Below are 19,695 nucleotides of genomic sequence, written 5' to 3'. Positions count from 1 at the left end.
TCGATGTCGTGACACCGGGTCCCGCCCGCCCCCGCCGGGCACGACGACGGCCGCCCTCCCGGGGCGGCCGCCGTCGCCGGGGGTGTCAGCGGAGCGAGCCGGGGCTCCACTCCGGGACGGAACCGGGCGCCGGGACGCCGGCGCCGGTGAGCTCGTCGCAGCGCACGAGCTGGTCGTCGACGCGCTCCAGGGCGCAGCCGGGGGGCGATGTGGTCGGTCCGGCGCCGATCTCGTCGGCGCCGGCCGGTGCGGGCAGGAGCACGGCGGCGACGATCAGGCCGGCGGGCACGGCCGGGGCGAGGCGATGGGTGGACATGACGGGCCTCCAGGGGGTAGCGGCAGAAGGTGCCGTTGCCGCGATCGTCCGGGCCGCGCCTGCCGTGGGGCATCGGGATCGGTCCCTGAGATCAGGACCTCACCCCCTGAGCCCCGCGCGGCGGTGCCATCCTGGAGGCATGGCCGGGACCGCCGGACCGTCGACGACGACGATCGTCGGGCGTGAGCCGGAGCTCTCCCGCCTGTCGTCCCTGCTGGTCACGACGGCGGACGATGGCCCGCGGGCCGTGCTCGTCGAGGGCGATGCCGGCGTGGGCAAGACGGTGCTCGTGGAGGCCGCGATCCGTGCCGCCGCGGAATCTCACCCGCTCGTCACGCTCCACGCGCCCTGTCTGCCCCTGGACGCGATCTCGATCCCGTACCTGCCGCTGCGCACGGCGCTCGGCGACGGCGCCGCCGCGGGCGTGGACGCGCCCCCGCCGCCCGACCTCGACGACGCGGCCGCGCCGGTGCGCCTCGACGCGTGGCTCGACGGGCTGGACCACGCCGGGCCCGTGGTGCTCTTCGTGGACGACCTGCAGTGGGCGGACACCAGCACCCTGGACGTCCTCCTGTACCTCGTCGGGGCGCCGCGCCGCGCGGCGCGGCGGATCGTCGCCACGGTGCGCAGCGGCGAGGACCCGCACGGGCAGCGCGTGCGGCGGTGGCTCGCCGACGTGCGCCGGATGCCGGGCTGCACGGAGCTGCGGCTGGGGCTGCTGGACCGGGTCGCCACCGCGACGCAGCTCGCGGCGCTGCTCGGCGCCCCTCCGCACGAGTCGCTCGTCGAGGACGTGTACGCCCGCAGCCACGGCAACCCGTATTTCACCAGGTTGCTCGCCGACGGGCTGGCCCCGGACGCCCGGCACCTGCCGGACGCGTACTCCGAGGACCTGCGCGACGCGGTGGTGGCGGCCTGGTACCGCCTCGGGCCGGGGGATCGGGCCGTGGCCGAGGGGCTGGCCGTGGTGGGGGCGCCGGCCCAACCGGACGCGCTCGCTCGGGTGTGCGGCGTCCCCGTCGACGCGGTGCGTGCCGGGCTGGCCGAGGGCGTCTCCGCAGGACTCCTGGCGTCAGGGGCCCACGGGGCGGCGTGGTTCCGGCACCCGCTGAGCGCGGAGGTCCTCGAGCGGTCGTTGGACGACTCCCGCAGGCACCTGCTGCACGGGCGGTGCGCGGCGCTCGCGGCCGAGGCGGTCGCCGGGGGGCACCGGGCCGGCGGCGACGACGTGCGCGATGTCGTCTCCCTCGCCGATCACGCCTACCGGGCCGGGGACGCGGCGGGCGCCTACGCGGCGGCCCTGCGCGCGGCGGACGTCGCGGGCGCCGGGGGCGGGGCCGCCGAGCAGCAGCGGCTGCTGGCGCGCGCCCTCGACCTGCACCCCCAGCAGGAGTCGCCGGCGGAGTCGCGGCGCGACCTGCTCGAGCGGTCCCGGACGGCCGCGAAGGACGCCGGGCTGTTCGACGCCGAGCTCGCGGCGGTCGACGCGCTGCTGGGCGCGGTCGACCCGGTCGCCGAGCCCTTGTCCGTCGCGCGGCTGCTCGTGCGCCGCGTGCACCTCGAGTACTCGACCGGCCGGGACTTCATGAACGTCGCGGTGGTGCGCGAGGCGGTGCGGCTGTCGGAGGCGCAGCCGCGCAGCGGCGCCCACGCGCTCGCCCTCGCCGAGCTCGTGCACTCCGGCACCTGGCACGGCGTCGAGGGGCTGGAACCGCTCGCGCCGAGAGCGATCGAGATCGCGCGGGCGGCCGGCGACGACGAGTCGCTCACCTACGCGCTCACGGCGGCGGCGATGCTCGCGGTGTTCGCGGCGGACGCCACGGCCGGCATCGCGTACGGGGGCGAGGCGGTCGAGGTCGCGGCCCGGGTCCGGAACTGGTGGGCGTACGTCCACGCCGTCGCGTGGCGGCTGAACGCGGTCGAGGTGGGGAGCTCGAGGACGTACGCGGAGGGCCTGCGCCGGTACCGCGAGCAGATGGTCGCGCTCGGGGCGCCGCACACGTACTCGGCGGTGATGTCGGCGGACGAGGCGGACAGCTGGCTGGCCGTCGGGGACTGGCGTCGCGCGGTCGACCGGCTCCGCGACGCGCTCGCGGCGGACCCGGGCCCGCTCGCCGACGTCAAGGCGCGCATCGTCGCCGCGCGGCTGGCGGCCCTGCAGGGACGCCCGGAGGAGGCCGCCGCGCACCTCGCGCGGGCCGACGAGCGGTTCGCCGAGCTGGGGGACTTCGTCGCGTTCCAGTTCGACACGGTCCGCGCGGAGGTCCACCTCGCCGGCGGCGACGCGGAGCGGGCGTACGACGCGGCGCTGCGGGGCCTGACACGCGAGGGCCCGGTGCCGACCATGTCCGAGTGGCTCGTGCCGCTCGCCCTGCGCGCTCTCGCCGACCTGGCGGACGCGGCGCGGACCGGGCGCCCCGGCTCGCGCGACGCCGTCGCCCGCCGGGGCGAGGCCTTCGAGGCACGCTTCCCGCGCGTCGTCCGCGACGTCGGGCCGTCGACGCCCCTGGGGGAGGCGCAGGTCACCGCGCTCGAGGCGCTCGTCGCCGCCGAGGCGGCGCGCGTCCGAGGGGCCGACGACGGCGCGCTCTGGGTCGTGGCGGCCGAGACGTCGGCGGCGGGCGAGCTCGCCTGGGAGGAGGCGTACGCCTGCCGGCGCGGCGCGGAGGCCTTTCTCGCCGCGGGCTCCCGGGCCCCTGGGGTCCGCCTGCTGCGCCGCGGTCTGGCAGCGGCGGAGGCGCTCGGCGCGGTCCCTGTCTCCGACGCGCTGCGCGATCTCGCCGTGCGGGCCCGCGTGCCGCTCGACGAGCCCGCCGCGGCCGGCGAGGTCGACGTGCCGGCCGGCCCCGTCGCCGGGCTCACCGCGCGCGAGCGCGAGGTCCTCGCCCTCGTGGCCGCGGGCCGGACCTACGCCGAGATCGCCGACGCGCTCACGATCAGCGAGAAGACCGTCAGCACCCACGTCTCGCACCTGCTGGCGAAGACGGGCGCGCGCAACCGCGTCGAGCTGTCCGGGCTGGCGCGTCGCCGACCGTGACGACCGGCCTCACCACCTGCCCCACCACCTGCCCCACCACGGCCCCACCACCGGCCGGCGACGCCCCGCCGCGGGCCCGTCCGTCAGCGCAGGGCGACGGCCGTCCGGCTCACGGTGTCCTCGACGCCCGAGATGCCCTGCAGGCGGTCGTACCGGGCGGTGCGCATCGCGACGTGGTCGTCGTCGGCGGTGCCCGCGACGCCGTCGGGCCCGACCGCGAACATGTGCAGCAGGTTGCCGGTGTTCATGACGCTGGTGCCGACGTCGTGGTCGTCGGTGTGGAAGTTGCCGACGAAGTGCCCGATCTCGTGGGCGGCGGTGTAGCCGAGCGCCTGCGAGACGGCCTGCACGCGGTCGCTGTCCGCGGTGAGGAACCGGTCGAGCGACGCGGCATGGTCGCCGCTCATGAGCTCCGGCATGACGATCGCCGTCTCCTCGCGCGCGAAGTTCCCGGGGTCGATGGACTCGGAGAGCCCGAACGCCGGCATGATGCCCGCCTCGGCGACGGTGCCGCCGACGATCACGCGGCTCACCCCCGGCGCGCCCCACAGGTCCGGGTCCTCCCGGTCGTTGGTCACCCGCACCCGCGACCCGGGGATCTCGTCGCGCAGCGTCTGGCGCACGAGCGCGGTCGTGGCGTCCACCACCGCGCGCTCGTCCGCCGCGGTGAGGCCCCAGCGGGGCAGGAAGTCGCGCATCGGGCTGACGTCGCGCACCCCGGGATCGGTGACCGCGGCCCCGAACACGCGGTTGTCGAACGACGGCCCGCTGAAGTCGAGCAGCACCGTCTGCTCCTGCGCGCCGCGGGCCGACGGCGCCCGGTGGGCGCCCACGGTGAGCTCGTAGTCGCCGGCGCCGTCGGACACCGCGACGAGGTAGAGCCCCGTCCGGTCGACGACGTGGTTGGCGGTGGCGTTCCCGCCCCGGGGCAGCGGCGAGCCGTCCGGGTAGATCGGCCCGGGGTCGCTCGCCGAGGACTGCACGAGGTCGCCGTCCAGCTCGTGGAGCGCGACCTGGCGGGCGCCGCCCGAGACGGACGCGCCGACGACGTCGCCCCGGCGCAGCGGGACCGCGTACACGTCGGTGTCCGCCGCCCCGCGCGCGTGCAGCGTGACGTCGATCGAGTACGGCCCCTCGGAGACGACGCCCGGCCCGGACGCGGGGTCGGTGGGGTCGCCCGGGAGGTACGCGCCGACGGCGACGTAGTACGTGCCGCCGGTCTCGAGGCGCTGCGCCAGGTGCACGGCCCCGTCGCCGGTCATGTCCTGCGCGCCGACCAGCAGCTCCCCGTCGGCGTCGTACAGGAGCGCGTTCGGCGCGAGCGCGCCCTCCGGGGCGAGGTCGACGGTGAGGGTCTCACCGCGCGCCGCGTCCACGCGGTAGAAGTCGAAGTCGCCGGTCGCGGAGCCTTCCGAGCCGTGCGGCCCGTCCCCGACCACCCCGTCGGTCGTGATCCCGCGGCGCTCGGCGCCGAGCCCGAGGTCGCGGGCCAGGGAGAGGGAGCCGTCGTCCTCCGGGTTCGGCGCGACCTCCTCGGGCTCGATCGCCGCGGTGCCGAGCCCGCCGTCCACCCGCACCTCCCAGCCGGCGGCGGCCCGCGCGTCGGGGCTCCCGGGAAGGCGCTGGGCGGACGCCCCGCGGTCCCGGACGGTGTCGCCGGCGTCCTCCTCCTGCACCCGGGTCGCGTCGTCGGTCTGCGGGGAGGCGGTCCGTGCGTCGTCCGACACCTCGTGCTGGAGCCGGTACCGCAACGCGTCGCCGTCGATGCCGCCCGTCGGGCCCGGGGGGTCGTCGGTGACGAGGGCGGAGGCCGGGGGAGCGAGGCCGGAGGCCGTGCGGCCCTCCGTCCCGTCGGCCGCCGCGGCGGTCAGGGCGAGCGGTGCGGCCAGGGCCGCGGCGCTCGCGGTGCGGAGCGCCCGGCGGTGCCGGATGCGCGGGCCTCGTGGTCCGTTCGGGTGAGCAACCATGTGAACGAACGTACAAGTCGTCGCCGTGCGTGCATCTCGGGGGCGGCGTACCACGGAGCATGCCTTCGACCCAGGGCGGCGCGACGACGCTGCGGACCATCACCACCGACATCCCCGCCCGGCTCGACCGGCTCCCGTGGGCGCGCTGGCACTGGATGATCGTCGTCGGCCTGGGGACGGTCTGGATCCTCGACGGCCTCGAGGTGACGATCGTCGGCAACCTGTCCGACGCCCTCAAGGGGGACACCGGGCTCGGCCTCACGAGCGCGGACATCGGGCTGGCCGGCGCCGTGTACGTGACGGGCTCGTGCCTCGGGGCCCTGGTGTTCGGCCAGCTCACCGACAGGTTCGGCCGCAAGCGGCTGTTCATCCTCACGCTGCTCGTGTACCTGACCGGCACCGTGCTCACGGCGTTCTCGATGAACCCGCTGTACTACTTCGCGATGCGGTTCGTCACGGGGCTGGGCATCGGCGGCGAGTACGCGGCGGTGAACTCCGCGATCGACGAGCTGATCCCCGCGAAGTACCGCGGTCGGATCGACATCGCCATCAACGGGTCGTACTGGCTCGGCGCCGCGGGCGGCGCGCTGCTGACCATCCCGCTGCTGAACCCCGAGCTGATCCCGGCCTGGCTGGGGTGGCGGCTGTGCTTCGCGCTGGGGGCCGTGCTCGGGCTGTGCGTCCTGTTCGTCCGGCGCAACGTGCCGGAGAGCCCGCGCTGGCTGTTCATCCACGGGCGCGAGCAGGACAGCGAGCGGATCGTCACCGGCATCGAGCGGCGCGTCGCCGAGCAGGACGGCGTGGACCTGCCGGAGCCGGAGGGCTCCCTCACGGTGAAGCAGCGGCACACGGTGAGCCTGGCGCGGGTCGCGCGGACCGTGTTCTCCGAGTACCCGCGGCGCACGATCCTGTGCCTCGCGCTGTTCGTGGGGCAGGCGTTCCTGTACAACGCGTTCTTCTTCACGTTCGGCGACACCCTCCAGACCTTCCTCGGGGTGGGGCAGACCGGCACCTACATCGCGCTCTTCGCGGTGAGCAACTTCCTCGGCGCGGTCGCGCTCGGGCCCCTGTTCGACAAGGTGGGGCGGGTGCGGATGATCTCCGGGACGTACCTCGTGTCCGGCGTGCTGCTGGCCGTCGCGGGCCTGATGCTCGGCGGCCTGACGGCGTGGACGCTGACCCTCTTCGGGATGGCGATCTTCTTCGTCGCGTCGGCGGGGGCGAGCTCCGCGTACCTCACCGCGAGCGAGGTGTTCCCGATGGAGACGCGCGCGCTGTGCATCGCGTTCTTCTACGCGGTCGGCACCGCCGTCGGCGGCATCACCGGGCCGCTGCTGTTCGGCCGCCTGATCGAGTCGGCGAGCGAGGCGCAGGACATCTCCGGCATCGCCGTGGGGTACTACGTCGGGGCCGCGCTGATGATCGCCGGCGGGGTGGTGGCGATGTTCCTCGGCGTCGGCGCCGAGCGACGCTCCCTGGAGGACGTGGCGACGCCGTTGTCCGCGCAGGACGCCGAGCGCGACGGCGAGGGCGACGACTGAGCGCGGCACGGGGTGCGCGCCGCTGACCAGCCGATTGGGACGAGCAATACCCCCCGGGGTATCGTCGTCCGCATGATCGACAGCAGCACCGCACCCGAAGCCGCCGCCTCGCCCGCGCGCCGGCGGATCGTCGTCGTCGGGGGGGTGGCCGGCGGCATGAGCTTCGCCGCCCGAGCCCGACGTCTCGACGAGACCGCCGAGATCGTGGTGCTCGAGCGCGGTGCGCACGTCTCGTTCGCGAACTGCGGCCTCCCGTACCACGTGGGCGGCGAGATCCCCGACGCCGACCAGCTCCTCGTGCAGACGCCGCAGTCCCTGCGCGCCGCCCTCGCCCTCGACGTCCGCACCGGCCACGACGTCACCGCGCTGGACACCGACGGGCGCGTCGTCACCGCGACCACCGCCGCCGGCGTCGTCGAGCTGCCGTACGACGCCCTCGTGCTGGCGCCCGGCGCGCGCGCCGTGCGCCCGCCGATCGACGGGCTCGGCTCCGCGCGGGTGCGCACGCTGCGCACCGTCGACGATGCCCGCACGCTGCGGGAGCGCGTGCAGGCCGGCGCTCGCCGTGCCGTCGTGCTCGGCGCCGGGTTCATCGGGGTCGAGGCCGCCGAGGCGCTCGCGTCCGCCGGCCTCGAGGTCACCCTCGTCGAGCTCGGACCGCACGTGCTGCCGCCGCTGGAGGACGAGGTCGCCCACCCGGTCACCCAGGAGCTGCGTCGGCTCGGCGTGGTCGTGCGGGCCGGGGTCGCGGCCGAGGCCGTCGAGGCCGGGCCCGACGAGGACGTCGTCGTGCTGGGCGACGGCACCCGGGTGCCGGCCGACGTCGTCGTGCTGTCGGTCGGCGTGCGACCGGACACGGAGACGTTCGAGGCCGCCGGGCTGGAGTGCGAGCGCGGTGCGATCGTCGTCGACGAGCACGGCCGCACCTCCGCCCCGGGCGTGTGGGCGGTCGGCGACGCGGTCGTGCAGGCCGACGCCGTCACGGGCCTCCGGCGCCCCGTGGCCCTGGCCGGACCCGCCAACCGCGCGGGTCGCCTGGTCGCCGACGACGTCGTCCGGCCGGGCACGGCCCGGCCCCTGCCGGCGCCGCTGGGCACGGCGATCGTGCGGGTCGGCGAGCTGACCGCGGCGACGACGGGCGCGAACCGCGCCGCGCTGGATGCCGCCGGGCTCGCCTACCGCACGCTGCACCTGCACCCGAACCAGCACGCCGGGTACTTCCCCGGCGCCAGCCAGGTGCACCTCGTGCTCCACGTGCGTCCGGACGACGGGCTGCTGCTCGGCGCCCAGGCCGTGGGGCGCGACGGCGTCGACAAGCGCATCGACGTGCTGGCCACGGCCCTGCGTGCCGGCATGGCCGTGGGCGACCTCGTCGACCTCGACCTCGCGTACGCCCCGCCGTACGGCCAGGCGAAGGACGCGGTCAACCTCGCCGGGATGGTCGGCTCCAACGTGCTCGACGGCACCCTGCGGCTCTGGTACGCGCAGGACGTGGACGCGGTCCTGGCGAACTCCCTGGTGCTCGACGTGCGCACGCCGCAGGAGGTCGCGACCGGGCACCTGCCCGGCGCCCTGCTCATCCCGCACACCGAGCTGCGCGACCGCCTCGACGAGGTGCGCGCCGCGGCCGCGGGACGGCCGGTGCGCGTGCTGTGCGCGTCGGGCGTGCGGTCGGCGATCGCCCACCGGGTCCTCGTGCAGGCGGGCTTCGACTCCGCCTCGCTGTCCGGCGGGACCCTCACCCTGCGCGCCGTCCTCGGCGACCGCGCCCACGACCTGCTCGTGGTGCCCGAGCCCGCCCTCGCCTGACCGGTACCGACCACACCGACGACACCGACCACACCGAACGCCCGGGAGGGCCCGATGCTCACCACCGACAGCGACGCCCAGCGCCGCATCCTCAACCGCCTGCGGCGCGCCCGTGGCCAGCTCAACGCCGTGATCGACGCCGTCGAGGACGGCCGGTCCTGCCGCGACGTCGTCACCCAGCTCTCCGCCGTCTCCGCGGCGCTGGACCGCGCTGGCTTCGCCGTCATCTCGACCGCGATGAAGGAGTGCCTCGCCGACCCGGACGCGGGTTCCGGCGAGGACGGCCTCACCACCGAGGAGCTGGAGAAGCTCTTCCTCACGCTGGCCTGAGCGGCCCGCGCCCCGGCCGCGCCCGGCCGAGCCCGGCCGAGGCCGGAATAGACACCGCCCCGAACCACCGAAGGAGAACCCCACCGTGTGTTACCCCGTCACCTGCAAGACCTGCGGCAGGACGACCTGGAACGGCTGCGGCCAGCACGTCGACGACGTGCGCCGTTCCGTCCCCGCCGGGCAGTGGTGCCCCGGCCACGACGACGAGCCGGCCTCGGGCGACCGTCCCGCGGGCGGCGGCTTCCTGGCCCGCCTGTTCGGCCGCTGACCCGCGCGGGCGACGACGGGGCGCCGGTCCCTTGACCCCGCCGCGCGGCGGCGGGGAGACTGCGGAGCGGCCGACCGTGCCGCCGTCGCCGGTCGCCACCGCTGCGACCGATGAGGAGCGTGACCGGTGACCCTCGTGAGCCGGCCCGTCCGTTGCCCCGTCGTCGAGCTCCGGCAGTACACCCTGCACCCCGGCCGCCGGGACGACCTCGTGGACCTGTTCGAGCGCGAGCTCCTCGAGCCGCAGGAGGCGGCGGGGATGACGCTCCTGGGGCAGTTCCGCGACCTCGACCACCCCGACCGGTTCGTGTGGCTCCGCGGCTTCGACGACATGACGTCCCGCGCGCGGGCCCTCGCCGAGTTCTACGACGGGCCGGTGTGGCGGGCGCACCGCGACCGGGCGAACGCCACCATGGTCGACTCCGACGACGTCCTCCTGCTGCGCCCGACGTCCCCGTCGGGCGGGTTCCCCGTCCCGCCGCCGCGACGGGCCTCGGGGGAGCCCGCCCCGGTGCGCTCGACCGTCGTGGCGACCGTCTGGTCCCTCGACGGACCTCTCGACGACGCACCCGCGGAGCACCTGGAGCAGGTGGCGCGCCCGCTGCTCGCGGGCGCCGGCGTCGAGCCGGTGGCGTCCCTGCGCACCGAGCACGCCGCCAACACGTTCCCCGCGCTGCCGGTGCGCGCCGGCGAGGAGGTGCTCGTGTCGCTGGTCCGCCACGACGCGGACGGGGGCGCCGAGCGGCTGGCGCGGCTCGAGTCCTCCGCGCGCTGGCGCGAGGAGGTGCTGACGCCGCTCGCCGCGGCGTCGGCGCGCCCCGTGCAGCGCCTGCGTCTGGCGCCGACCCCGCGGTCGTCGCTGCGGTAGGCGGACCGGGCGGATGTCGAGAACCGGGGTGCTGCTCCGTCCCAGGAGCGTCGGCGGTGACACGCACCGCCCGCGACGACAGGATGGAACCATGGCCAAGTACCTGCTGCTGAAGCACTACCGCGGCAACCCGGAGCCGGTGCCCGGCACCGACGTGCCGATGGACCGGTGGACGCCCGACGAGGTCGCCGCGCACATGGAGTTCATGGGCAGGGTGATCGACGACCTCAAGGAACGCGGCGAGTTCGTGGACGCGCAGGCGCTCTCGCCGAGGGGCGAGTTCGTCCGGTACGGCGGCGCGGGCCTCCCCCCGGTGACGGACGGGCCGTTCGCCGAGACCAAGGACCTCATCGCCGGGTGGATGGCGATCGACGTGGAGTCCCCGGAGCGGGCCTACGAGGCGGCGGCGTTCCTGTCGTCCGCGCCCGGCCCGGGCGGGCGCCCGCTGCACGAGTGGATCGAGGTGCGCCCGTTCCTCACCGACGACGCCGAGGTCACGGGGTGAGCGAGCCCCCACGCCGGGCCCGGTCGTGGGACGGGACGCTGAGAGACCTGGGCCCCCAGGTCCTCGGCGTCCTCGTCCGCCGGGGTGCCGACTTCGCGACGGCGGAGGACGCCGTCCAGGAGGCGCTCCTTGAGGCGGTGCGCCGCTGGGACGCCCCGGGCGGCGCGCCGTCGGACCCCAAGGGGTGGCTGGTCACGGTCGCGTGGCGCAAGTTCGTCGACGCGCGCCGGTCGTCGTCGTCCCGCGCGCAGCGCGAGATCCGCGTGACGCTCGAGCCCCCGCCGGGCCCGACGGAGCAGGCCGACGACACCCTGCTGCTGCTCAGCCGCTGCTGCCACCCGGCACTGTCCCCGGCGTCCGCGGTGGCCCTCACCCTGCGGGCGGTCGGCGGGCTGACGACGGCGCAGGTCGCCCGCGCGTTCCTCGTGCCGGAGGCGACCATGGCACAGCGCATCTCACGCGCGAAGAAGACGGTGGCGGGGGAGCGGTTCGACGAGCCCGGGGACGTGCGCGCCGTGCTGCGCGTGCTCTACCTGATCTTCAACGAGGGCTTCACGGGCGGACCCACGGGACGGGCGGACGGCGTCGACCTCGCGGCCGAGGCGATCCGGTTGACGCGGCAGCTCGTCGCCGCCGTCCCCGACGACGCCGAGGCGGCCGGGCTGCTGGCTCTGCTCCTGCTGCACCACGCCCGCCGGGACGCCCGCACCACCGCGACGGGCGAGCTGGTGCCGCTCGACCTGCAGGACCGCTCCCGCTGGGACACCGCGGCGATCACGGAGGGCGTCGCGCTGCTGCAGGGCGCCCTCGCCCGCGACCGGCTCGGGCCGTACCAGGCGCAGGCCGCGATCGCCGCCCTCCACGACGACGCCGCGACGGCGGAGGAGACGGACTGGCCGCAGGTCCTCGAGTGGTACGACGAGCTGCTCCGGCTGGAGCCCCGCAACCCGGTGGTGGCGCTCAACCGCGCCGTCGCCGTCGGGCACGTCGACGGGCCGCTCGCCGGTCTGCGCCTGGTGGAGGCGCTGCCGCCCGACGTCCCGCGCCGCGACGCTGCGGCCGCCTACCTGCACGAGCGGGCGGGGGACCTCGACGCGGCGGCGCGGCACTACGCGCTGGCGGCCGACGCGGCCACGAGCACCGCCGAGCGCACCCACCTGACGACGCAGGCGGCGCGCGTGCGCCATCAGGCCGGCTGAGCGGGGCGCGGCGGGTCAGCGGTCGCGGGCGCTCAGCCGCACTCGTCGCAGATGCCGGTGGCGGGCAGCGCGGTGAAGCAGGTGGGGCAGATCGCGAGCTCGGGCTCCGGGGCGGCGGGCTTGCGTGCGGGGGCGCTCGCGGCCTTGCGGCGCGGGGCGGCCGTCTTGCGTGCGGGTGCCGGTGCGGCCGACGCCGGCGCGGTGGCGGCGAACCCGTGCTTGCGCAGGATGCCGGCGTCGTCGCACTTGGCGTCGACGAGGTCCTCGGCGCGCGCCGGGACGCCCGTGGCGTACTTGTGCGCGACGCCGAGCACGGCCTTGGAGTCGTAGGTGCGCTCGTCGTGGACGAACGTGTGGCCGGGCGTCGGCGTGAACCCGTAGACGCCGACGAAGGCGTCGGGGCCGCGGTCGTCGTGCTCCTCGATCGCCCGGAGGATGTGCTGGCGCGTCACGCTCGAGAAGGTAGCCACGGCATCAGGTTAGTCGCGCTCGGGGCGCCCACCGACCGTCTCGGCCCGACTGTGGTGAGGACCGCACCCGCGCCCGGGGCGAAGTCCTGACTAGAATCGATTCGTGCGCCGGAAAGCCCTTGCCAGCACGTCCGACCAGCCCCTCCTCGACGGCCGACGGCCGGTGCGCTCCCTGCTGCGCCTGCTGGCCACGCGGCCACGCCGCATGACGGTCGCGCTCCTCGCCTTCGCGGTGAAGGAGACGCCCCTGTGGTTCCTGCCGGTCATCACGGGGGCGGTGATCGACGTCGTCGCCGACGGCGGACCGGTGACGACCGTGCTGATCTGGTTCGCCGTGGCCGTCGCGCTCCTGGCGCAGAACTACCCGAACCACATCGTGTACACGCGGAACTTCATGACCGTCGTGCGCGACACGGGCGCGGCCCTGCGCAACGCGCTCGTCGAGCGGCTGCAGGAGCTGTCCATCGGGTACTACTCGCGGGCCAGCTCCGCCGTCGTGCAGAGCAAGGTGGTGCGCGACGTCGAGAACGTCGAGCTGATGCTCCAGCAGGTCACTCACCCCCTCCTGTCGGCGGCGATGGTGATGGTCGGCGCGATCACCATGACGGCGCTCAAGGTGCCCGAGTTCCTGCCCGTGTACGCGCTCGCCATCCCGACGGCGCTGGTGATCCGGCGCACGATGTCGCGGCGCTCGCAGGCGCGCAACGCGGAGTTCCGCCGCGAGATCGAGGGCTTCTCGGCGCAGGTGGGGGAGATGGCGTCCCTCATCCCCGTGACGCGCGCCCACGGCCTGGAGCGCACGGCCGTGTCCCGCGTCGCCGACGGCGCCGACGAGGTGCGGCGCGCCGCCCTGCGGCTGGACCTGCTCAACGGGCGGGTCGCGTCCGTCTCGTGGGTCGCCATGCAGCTGCTCGGCGTCTGCTGCCTGGTGCTCGCCGCCGTCGTCTCCCTCACCGGGCTCATCCCCGTCACGCCCGGCGAGGTCGTGCTGCTGTCGACGTACTTCGGGCTCCTCACCCAGGGCCTCACCCAGGTGCTCAACCTTGTGCCCGTGACCGCGCGCGGCGTGGAGTCCGTGCGCTCGATCGCGGAGGTGCTCACCGAGCCCGACCTGGAGCGCAACGAGGGGCGACGGCGCGTCGACGAGGTGCGCGGGCACCTGCGCCTGGAGCACGTCTCGCACCGGTACGCGGACGCGACGCAGGACGCGCTGCACGACGTCGACCTCGAGGTCCGCGAGGGGGAGACCGTCGCCTTCGTCGGGCCGTCCGGCTCCGGCAAGTCGACGCTCCTCAACCTCGTCCTCGGGTTCGTGCGGCCCACCGCGGGCCGCCTCCTGCTCGACGGCGCGGACATGGCCGAGCTCGACCTGCGCAGCGTGCGGCGCTGGGTGTCGGTCGTGCCGCAGGAGTCGGTGCTCTTCGAGGGCACGATCCGGGAGAACGTCGCGTACGGGCTGGACACCACCGGCGAGGACCCTGCCGCGACCGACGACCGGGTCCGCGCGGCCCTGCGCGACGCCAACGCGCTCGAGTTCGTCGACGCGCTCCCGGACGGCTGGGACACGGTGGTCGGGCAGCGCGGTGCCCGGCTGTCCGGCGGCCAGCGGCAGCGCCTCGCCATCGCGCGGGCGCTGGTGCGCGACCCGCGCGTGCTCTTCCTCGACGAGGCCACCAGCGCGCTCGACCCCGAGGCGGAGGCCGTCGTGCGTGACGCCCTCGACCGCCTCATGCGCGACCGCACGACGCTCGTCGTGGCCCACCGGCTCTCCACGGTGCGGGCGGCGGACCGCATCGTCGTGCTCGAGCACGGCCGCGTCGTCGAGGTCGGCAGCCACGACGAGCTCCTGCGGCGCGGCGCCCGGTACGCCGCGCTGCACGCCGCGCAGGCCGGGGCGGCGTAGTGCGGGGGAGCGGAGTGCCGGCCGGCTCAGGCGGCGGCACGCAGCGCGGGCAGCGCCGCGACCACGCCGTCGAGCTCGCGCAGCGCGGCCTCGCCCGAGGACAGCACGACCACGAACTCCGTCACGCCCGCCGCGGCATACCGCTCCACGAGCCCGGGGAGCTCGGCGAGCGGGTGCTCGCGCAGCCGCAGCTGCACGGTGCGCCGGATCTCGGCCGGGTCGCGCCCGACGTCGGCGCAGTGCCGGTCGAGCACCTCGCCCAGCGCCGCCACCTGCTCCGGCGAGCTGGACGTGTCGTTCCACGCGTCGGCGTACCGCGCCACCAGCCGCAGGGTGCGCTTCGGCCCGGACCCGCCCACCCAGATCGGCGGGTGCGGGCGCTGCACGGGCTTCGGCTCGGCGACCGCGTCGGCGAGCCGGTAGTGCGCGCCGTCGAACGTGGTGCGCGGCCGCGTCCAGAGCGACGTGAGGATCTGCAGCGACTCCTCGAGGCGGTCCATGCGCTCGCGCACGGTGCCGAGGTCGAGCCCGTACATCGTGTGCTCGTGCTCGTTCCAGCCGGCGCCGATCCCGAGCTCCAGCCGGCCGCCCGACAGGTGGTCGACGGTCGTGGCCAGCTTGGCCAGCATCACCGGGTGCCGGTAGGAGTTGCCCGACACCATGCAGCCGATCCGCACCCGCGAGGTGGCCACGGCCATCGCCGCCTGCATGGCCCACGCGTCGAAGATCGGACGGTCGTCGTCCGCGCCCAGGGAGGCGAGATGATCCATCACCCACACGTGGTCGAACCCGGCCTCGTCGGCGACCTGCCACACCTGGCGGAAGGTGCCGACCGGGGCGTCCTGCGTGAGCTTGACCCCGAAGCGCAGCGGAGCGCGGGGAGCGGGTCGCGTGTCCATCCGCCCATCCTGCACCGCCCCGTCCTGGCGGGGGCGGGCCGATGGTGACCATCCACGACGTCGCGCGGCACGTCGGCGTGTCCGCGGCGACCGTCTCCAACTACCTCAACCGCCCGGAGAAGGTGGCGCCCGCGACGACGGCGCGCATCCGAGCCGCGGTGGAGCAGCTCGGGTTCGTGCCGAGCCTGTCCGCCCGGCAGCTGCGCTGGCAGCGCTCCGGCATCGTCGGCGTGTCGGTGATCAACGCGTCCAACCCGTTCTTCGCGGACGTCGTGACCGCCGTCGAGCGCGTGGTCGCGGGCGCGGACCTCACCCTCGTCACGGGCAGCACCCACGAGTCGCCCGAGCAGCAGGAGCGCCTCGTCGCCCTGTTCGAGCAGCTGCGGTTCGACGGCATGGTGGTGGCCCCGCACGACGCGCAGATGGCCGCCCTGACGGCGCGCAAGGACCGCGGCAACCCGGTCGTCGTGGTCGACCAGCAGGACCCGGCCGGGCGGCTGTCGACCGTTTCGCTGCGGCACCGGGAGGGCGGGCGGCTCGCCGCGCAGCACCTCGTGGACGGCGGCCGCCGCCGGCTGCTCGCGGCGACCGGCCGGGCCCGGGTGCAGCAGGTCCGCCGGCGGCTCGCCGGGATGCAGGAGGTCGTGGACGCCACCGCGGGGGCGACGCTGGAGGTCGTGCACTCGGACGACCTGGGCATGGCCGAGGGTGCCGAGGTGGGCCGCCGCATCGCCGCGGCGGCCCCCGGCGAGCGGCCGGACGCCGTCCTGGCCGGCAACGACATGCACGCCCTCGGCCTCGTGCGCGCCCTGCTGGACGGCGGGGTGCGGGTGCCCGACGACGTCGCCCTCGTCGGCTATGACGACATCCCGTTCGCGACCACCGGCGCCGTCCCGCTGACGACGGTGCGCCAGCCGGCCGAGGCCATCGGGACCACCGCCGCGGAGATCCTGCTGCGGGAGATCGACGACCCGACGTCGGCGCCCGAGGAGGTGCTGTTCGACCCGGAGCTCGTGGTGCGCGCGAGCAGCTGAGCGTCAGCCGACCGCGGGGTCGCCCTCCAGCAGCGTGAGGTACGGGGCGATCGCGGGGAAGACCCACAGGAAGAGGACCGCCACCACGGTGGCGACCAGCACCAGCGACTGCAGGACGCGCCAGAACACGTTGCCCGGCAGGTGGCGGAAGATCCACGCGTACATGTCGTCTCCAGCCTCAGCGGACCTGCTCGGGGGTGCCGTCGGCGCGGTCCATCCACCCGACGAAGGTCGCGTACGTGATCCAGCGGTGGTCGTTGCCGTACTCGCCCAGGGTGAGCGAGTGACAGGTGGTGAGGGTCAGCAGCCGCTCGGTGGGCTTCTCGTCCGGATGGTGGGGGACCGGCGCCACCACGTCCACCTGGTCCGGCGTGACGATCTCGTGGTCGGTGACCTCGTAGACGTACCAGGTCTTCGCCGTCTCGACGATGATCTGGTCGCCCTTCTCCAGCTTGTCGACGTGCCGGAACGAGTTGCCGTGCGTGCGGCGGTGCCCGGCGAGCGCGAAGTTCCCGACGTCGCCCACCTGCTGCGACGTCTCGTAGTGCCCCGCCATCGCCCGGTCGAGCACGTCCATGCCGGTGCCCTCCGCGATCGGCATCGCGTTGTTCGTCAGGCCGTACCAGGCGGGCACGATGAGCGTGCCGATCGTCTCGCCGTAGCCGACGGCGTCGGGCACGGGCGGGGCGTCCGTGCGCAGCTCGGCCGGCTCGGGGTTGGCGGGCGGCAGGGTCGCCTCGAACTCCTGCATGACCTCCTGCGCCTGGGCGGTGGCCTCGACCGACGTCCACCACAGCTGCCACACGACGAACAGCCCGAGCACCACCCCGAGGGTGATGAGGATCTCGCCGACGCCGCCCACGACGGCGCTGCCGACGCCACGGCGTCGGACGGGGCGGGCGTGGGTAGGACTTGTCACGTGCGAAATGCTACGTGGTCCGCGGCTCTGTCGCGGTCGCTGCGGTCGTGGGACCCTGGGGCGGTGACCAGCGACGACGGCGTGCCGCGGGGGCGCGCACAGCGCGGGCGTGCGGCGCGGCTACGACGGCGGTGGGACCGCGAGTCCGCGGGCTACGACCGGGCGTTCACGGCCGCCGAGCGGAGGATGTTCCCCGGCCTGCGGCGGCGGGTGTGCGCGCTGGCCGAGGGCCGCACCCTCGAGGTCGCCGTCGGCACGGGGCTCAACCTCGAGCACTACCCGCCCGCGGTGACGGCGCGCCCGGGCGGCCTCGTGGGCGTCGACCAGAGCGCCGGGATGCTCGACGTCGCGCGGCACCGTGCCGTGCGGCTCGGCCTCGGCCTCGACCCGGACGCCGACCTGCGCGTCGGCGACGCGCAGGCACTCGACCTGCCCGACGCCTCGTTCGACACGGTCGTGTGCACGTTCTCGCTGTGCGGCATCGCCGACGAGCGGGCGGCCCTGGCCGAGATGGCACGGGTGCTGCGTCCGGGAGGGCTGCTCCTGCTGGCCGACCACGTGGCGTCCAGCGCCTGGCCGCTCCGGGCGTTGCAGGCGCTCGCGGACGTCGTGAGCGTGCCCCTGGCCGGCGAGCACTTCCGGCGCCGGCCGATGCGATGGGTGCTCGAGCGCGGGCTCGTGGTCGAGGAGCACGGGCGCACGCGGGCCGGCGTCGTCGAGCACGTGGCGGCGCGGCTGCCGGGGCGGGACGCCCCGCGCGACGTGCTCAGTCGCTGACGACGAGGACCGTGTCGCCGCGCGGCGGGACCTCCTCGACGTCGACGCCGGTGACGTGGGCCGCGGGCGGGCCCTCGCGCAGGAACGCGAGCATCGCGTCCACCGCGTCGGGCGTGCCCTCGACCTCCGCCTCGACCGTGCCGTCGGGGAGGTTGCGCACGACGCCGCCCACGCCCGCGCGGCGCGCCGCCTCCCGGGTCGACCAGCGGAACCCGACGCCCTGCACGCGGCCGTGCACCCGCACTCGCCGCCGCACCGTGGTGGCCATACACCCTCCCGTGCTCGTCGTGCTCGTCGACGCCGCCGTCACGGTCGGTCGAACGCACCGTCAGTCGAAGATGTCGCCGATGTCCCCGATGTCGTCGAGGATGCCGCCCAGCACCATCCCGCCCAGGACGGCGCCGAAGACGTCGGACCCGCCGCGACCACCGGGGCGCCGGCCACCCTGCCAGCCGTACCCGCCGCCGTACCCGTCGGGGCCGCCGTTGTACCCGCCGTCCCAGCGCTGGCCCTGCCCGGACCGGGCGATGTCGCGGTGCGCCAGCGTCGCGGCCTCCGCGGCGAGCGCGGCACCCCGGCGGGCGGCGGCCACGCCGCGCTCCGGGTCCTGCGCCGCCCGTGCCTGCGCCACCTCGCGCTCGGCCTCCGCCAGGCGCGTCCGGGCGTCGGGGCCCACGGGGGCGCGGTAGTCGTCGACGACGGACCGCGCCGAGGCGAGCTGCCGCTCGGCGTCGTCGAGCGCGGGCCCGAGCCGGGACGCCGCCCGGCGGGTGCGCTCGTCGTGCTCGGCCCGCTCGGCCACGGCGTCGTCGAGCGCGGTGTTGGCCTCGCGGACCCGGGTGAGGGAGCCCACCGGGTCGCCCGGCGCGCCCGGCGCGGGCAGCGCCGCCAGGGCGTCCTCGAGAGCGGTCACCGCGCCGTCGATCCGTCCCGCCCGCTGGGCCGTCGGGAGGGCGCGCGCCTGGGCGAGCTCGGCCCGCGACTCCGCGACGATCGCGCCGAGCGCCGCCTCCGCGCGCAACGCCTCGGCCTCGTAGTCGTCGACGGCGCGCAGCAGCCCCTCCGCGCGGCGTACGGCCTCCTCCGCCGCGCGGGCCGCGGCCCCGGCCTCCGCGACCTGCTGGGTCGTGAGGCGCTTGCGTGCCGCGGCGGTGCTGCGGCCGGCGAACTCGAGCAGCCGCTCCGCCTGCTCGGGGTTGTCCGCGACGGGCAGCAGGGCCTGCGCGTCGTACTGCCCCCGCAGGCGTTCGAGGTCGGCGCGTGCGGCGGGCACGGCCTCGCGGACCCGGGCCAGCTCGCGGTCGACCCGGTCGACGGCGTCGGGGGTCGAGCGGACCGTCTGCCGCAGGGCGGCGAGGCCGCGGTCGAGCTCGTCCAGCGAGCCGTCGGCCGACCGGCACAGGTCGACGACGCGGGCCGACCACTCCCGGCGCTGCTGGTCCGTGTCCGGGACGTGGTCGTGCAGGAGCTGGTTGAGATGGAACGCCTCGGACAGGCGCTCCCGCGCACGGCGCAGGGTCGGTGCGAGCTCGCGCGTCTCCCGGTCGCCCAGCTCGGCCTGGGCGAACGCGAGCTCGTCCTCGGCGAGGCGGGCCCGCTCGTCGGCGCGCACCAGGGCCGAGCCCGCCTCCACGCCGAGCCGCTGCAGCTCCGCCTCGAGGTCCTGTGCCCGCCCACGCGCGGCCCTGCGCCGCCGCGCCGCCCAGAAGGCCACCGCCGTGACCAGCACGACCACTACGACCAGGCCCGTCACGATCCCGACGATCTGCCCCGCATCCATGCTCGGCATCGTAGGCGGCTCCGGCCCGGTGCGGGGACGACCCGACGACGACGCGGGCGTCCCGGAGGGTCACG

At 75.9% G+C, this 19,695-nt stretch carries 19 protein-coding genes; 11 read left to right on the top strand and 8 right to left on the bottom strand.

What is annotated here, in order from left to right:
* Nucleotides 1-85: 85 nt before the first annotated feature.
* The gene (locus tag ACFQ8E_RS18120) at nt 86-316 is read right to left on the bottom strand and encodes a hypothetical protein (protein ID WP_430551961.1); all 231 of its coding nucleotides are present in this window, start codon (nt 314-316) and stop codon (nt 86-88) included.
* A 139-nt stretch (nt 317-455) separates the two neighbouring features.
* On the opposite strand from ACFQ8E_RS18120, the gene ACFQ8E_RS18115 reads away from it, so the two are divergent.
* Entirely contained in the window at nt 456-3,353 is a 2,898-nt protein-coding gene (locus ACFQ8E_RS18115; RefSeq protein WP_430551960.1) for an AAA family ATPase, read from the top strand.
* An 83-nt stretch (nt 3,354-3,436) separates the two neighbouring features.
* On the opposite strand, the gene ACFQ8E_RS18110 is transcribed toward ACFQ8E_RS18115, so the two are convergent.
* Nucleotides 3,437-5,320, bottom strand: coding sequence for a hypothetical protein (locus ACFQ8E_RS18110; RefSeq protein ID WP_430551959.1), 1,884 nt, complete (start codon nt 5,318-5,320; stop codon nt 3,437-3,439).
* 59 nt (nt 5,321-5,379) lie between these two features.
* On the opposite strand from ACFQ8E_RS18110, the gene ACFQ8E_RS18105 reads away from it, so the two are divergent.
* From ACFQ8E_RS18105 to ACFQ8E_RS18075, 7 genes are all read left to right on the top strand, one after another.
* Entirely contained in the window at nt 5,380-6,861 is a 1,482-nt protein-coding gene (locus tag ACFQ8E_RS18105; protein WP_430551958.1) for an MFS transporter, read from the top strand.
* Nucleotides 6,862-6,933: 72 nt separating this feature from the next.
* On the top strand, nt 6,934-8,670 hold the full coding sequence (locus ACFQ8E_RS18100) for an FAD-dependent oxidoreductase (RefSeq protein WP_430551957.1): 1,737 nt from the start codon (nt 6,934-6,936) through the stop codon (nt 8,668-8,670).
* Between the two features lie 54 nt (nt 8,671-8,724).
* Nucleotides 8,725-9,000 carry a metal-sensitive transcriptional regulator gene (locus ACFQ8E_RS18095; protein WP_430551956.1) on the top strand — a complete coding sequence of 92 codons (276 nt, stop codon included), beginning with the start codon at nt 8,725-8,727 and terminating at the stop codon, nt 8,998-9,000.
* Nucleotides 9,001-9,085: 85 nt separating this feature from the next.
* Nucleotides 9,086-9,268, top strand: a complete 183-nt coding sequence (locus tag ACFQ8E_RS18090; protein WP_430551955.1) for a hypothetical protein — start codon at nt 9,086-9,088, stop codon at nt 9,266-9,268.
* A gap of 126 nt (nt 9,269-9,394) precedes the next feature.
* Nucleotides 9,395-10,135, top strand: a complete 741-nt coding sequence (locus ACFQ8E_RS18085; protein WP_430551954.1) for an NIPSNAP family protein — start codon at nt 9,395-9,397, stop codon at nt 10,133-10,135.
* 91 nt (nt 10,136-10,226) lie between these two features.
* Nucleotides 10,227-10,640: a YciI family protein gene (locus ACFQ8E_RS18080; RefSeq protein ID WP_430551953.1), complete on the top strand. Its 414-nt coding sequence runs from the start codon at nt 10,227-10,229 to the stop codon at nt 10,638-10,640.
* Nucleotides 10,637-11,839, top strand: coding sequence for an RNA polymerase sigma factor (locus ACFQ8E_RS18075; protein ID WP_430551952.1), 1,203 nt, complete (start codon nt 10,637-10,639; stop codon nt 11,837-11,839). The genes ACFQ8E_RS18080 and ACFQ8E_RS18075 overlap by 4 nt, the downstream gene beginning before the upstream one ends.
* Before the next feature lie 32 nt (nt 11,840-11,871).
* Here ACFQ8E_RS18075 and ACFQ8E_RS18070 read toward each other — a convergent pair whose 3' ends face one another.
* The gene (locus ACFQ8E_RS18070; protein ID WP_430551951.1) at nt 11,872-12,291 is read right to left on the bottom strand and encodes a hypothetical protein; all 420 of its coding nucleotides are present in this window, start codon (nt 12,289-12,291) and stop codon (nt 11,872-11,874) included.
* Between the two features lie 121 nt (nt 12,292-12,412).
* On the opposite strand from ACFQ8E_RS18070, the gene ACFQ8E_RS18065 reads away from it, so the two are divergent.
* On the top strand, nt 12,413-14,212 hold the full coding sequence (locus tag ACFQ8E_RS18065) for an ABC transporter ATP-binding protein (protein ID WP_430551950.1): 1,800 nt from the start codon (nt 12,413-12,415) through the stop codon (nt 14,210-14,212).
* Between the two features lie 26 nt (nt 14,213-14,238).
* Here the strand turns inward: ACFQ8E_RS18065 and ACFQ8E_RS18060 are convergent, their stop codons facing one another.
* Nucleotides 14,239-15,111 (bottom strand): LLM class F420-dependent oxidoreductase, encoded by an 873-nt coding sequence (locus ACFQ8E_RS18060; RefSeq protein WP_430551949.1) that lies wholly within the window; start codon nt 15,109-15,111, stop codon nt 14,239-14,241.
* Nucleotides 15,112-15,152: 41 nt separating this feature from the next.
* Between ACFQ8E_RS18060 and ACFQ8E_RS18055 the strand changes: the two genes are divergently transcribed.
* Nucleotides 15,153-16,145: a LacI family DNA-binding transcriptional regulator gene (locus ACFQ8E_RS18055; protein ID WP_430551948.1), complete on the top strand. Its 993-nt coding sequence runs from the start codon at nt 15,153-15,155 to the stop codon at nt 16,143-16,145.
* Between the two features lie 3 nt (nt 16,146-16,148).
* Here the strand turns inward: ACFQ8E_RS18055 and ACFQ8E_RS18050 are convergent, their stop codons facing one another.
* Complete coding sequence (locus tag ACFQ8E_RS18050; RefSeq protein ID WP_430551947.1) at nt 16,149-16,310, bottom strand: hypothetical protein; 162 nt, start codon at nt 16,308-16,310, stop codon at nt 16,149-16,151.
* A gap of 13 nt (nt 16,311-16,323) precedes the next feature.
* Nucleotides 16,324-17,064 (bottom strand): class E sortase, encoded by a 741-nt coding sequence (locus ACFQ8E_RS18045; RefSeq protein WP_430551946.1) that lies wholly within the window; start codon nt 17,062-17,064, stop codon nt 16,324-16,326.
* Nucleotides 17,065-17,127: 63 nt separating this feature from the next.
* Between ACFQ8E_RS18045 and ACFQ8E_RS18040 the strand changes: the two genes are divergently transcribed.
* Nucleotides 17,128-17,841 carry a class I SAM-dependent methyltransferase gene (locus tag ACFQ8E_RS18040; RefSeq protein ID WP_430551945.1) on the top strand — a complete coding sequence of 238 codons (714 nt, stop codon included), beginning with the start codon at nt 17,128-17,130 and terminating at the stop codon, nt 17,839-17,841.
* On the opposite strand, the gene ACFQ8E_RS18035 is transcribed toward ACFQ8E_RS18040, so the two are convergent.
* Both ACFQ8E_RS18035 and ACFQ8E_RS18030 read right to left on the bottom strand, forming a co-directional pair.
* Nucleotides 17,831-18,109, bottom strand: coding sequence for an acylphosphatase (locus ACFQ8E_RS18035; protein WP_430551944.1), 279 nt, complete (start codon nt 18,107-18,109; stop codon nt 17,831-17,833). The genes ACFQ8E_RS18040 and ACFQ8E_RS18035 overlap by 11 nt on opposite strands.
* 60 nt (nt 18,110-18,169) lie before the next feature.
* The gene (locus ACFQ8E_RS18030) at nt 18,170-19,621 is read right to left on the bottom strand and encodes a hypothetical protein (RefSeq protein ID WP_430551943.1); all 1,452 of its coding nucleotides are present in this window, start codon (nt 19,619-19,621) and stop codon (nt 18,170-18,172) included.
* Nucleotides 19,622-19,695 lie beyond the last annotated feature (74 nt).

It is taken from the genome of Isoptericola sp. NPDC056573 (assembly GCF_042793335.1).
In the GTDB taxonomy this organism is placed as follows: Bacteria; Actinomycetota; Actinomycetes; order Actinomycetales; family Cellulomonadaceae; genus Isoptericola.
Note: the sequence above shows the minus strand (reverse complement) of the source record. Positions and strands in the feature narration are given on the sequence as shown.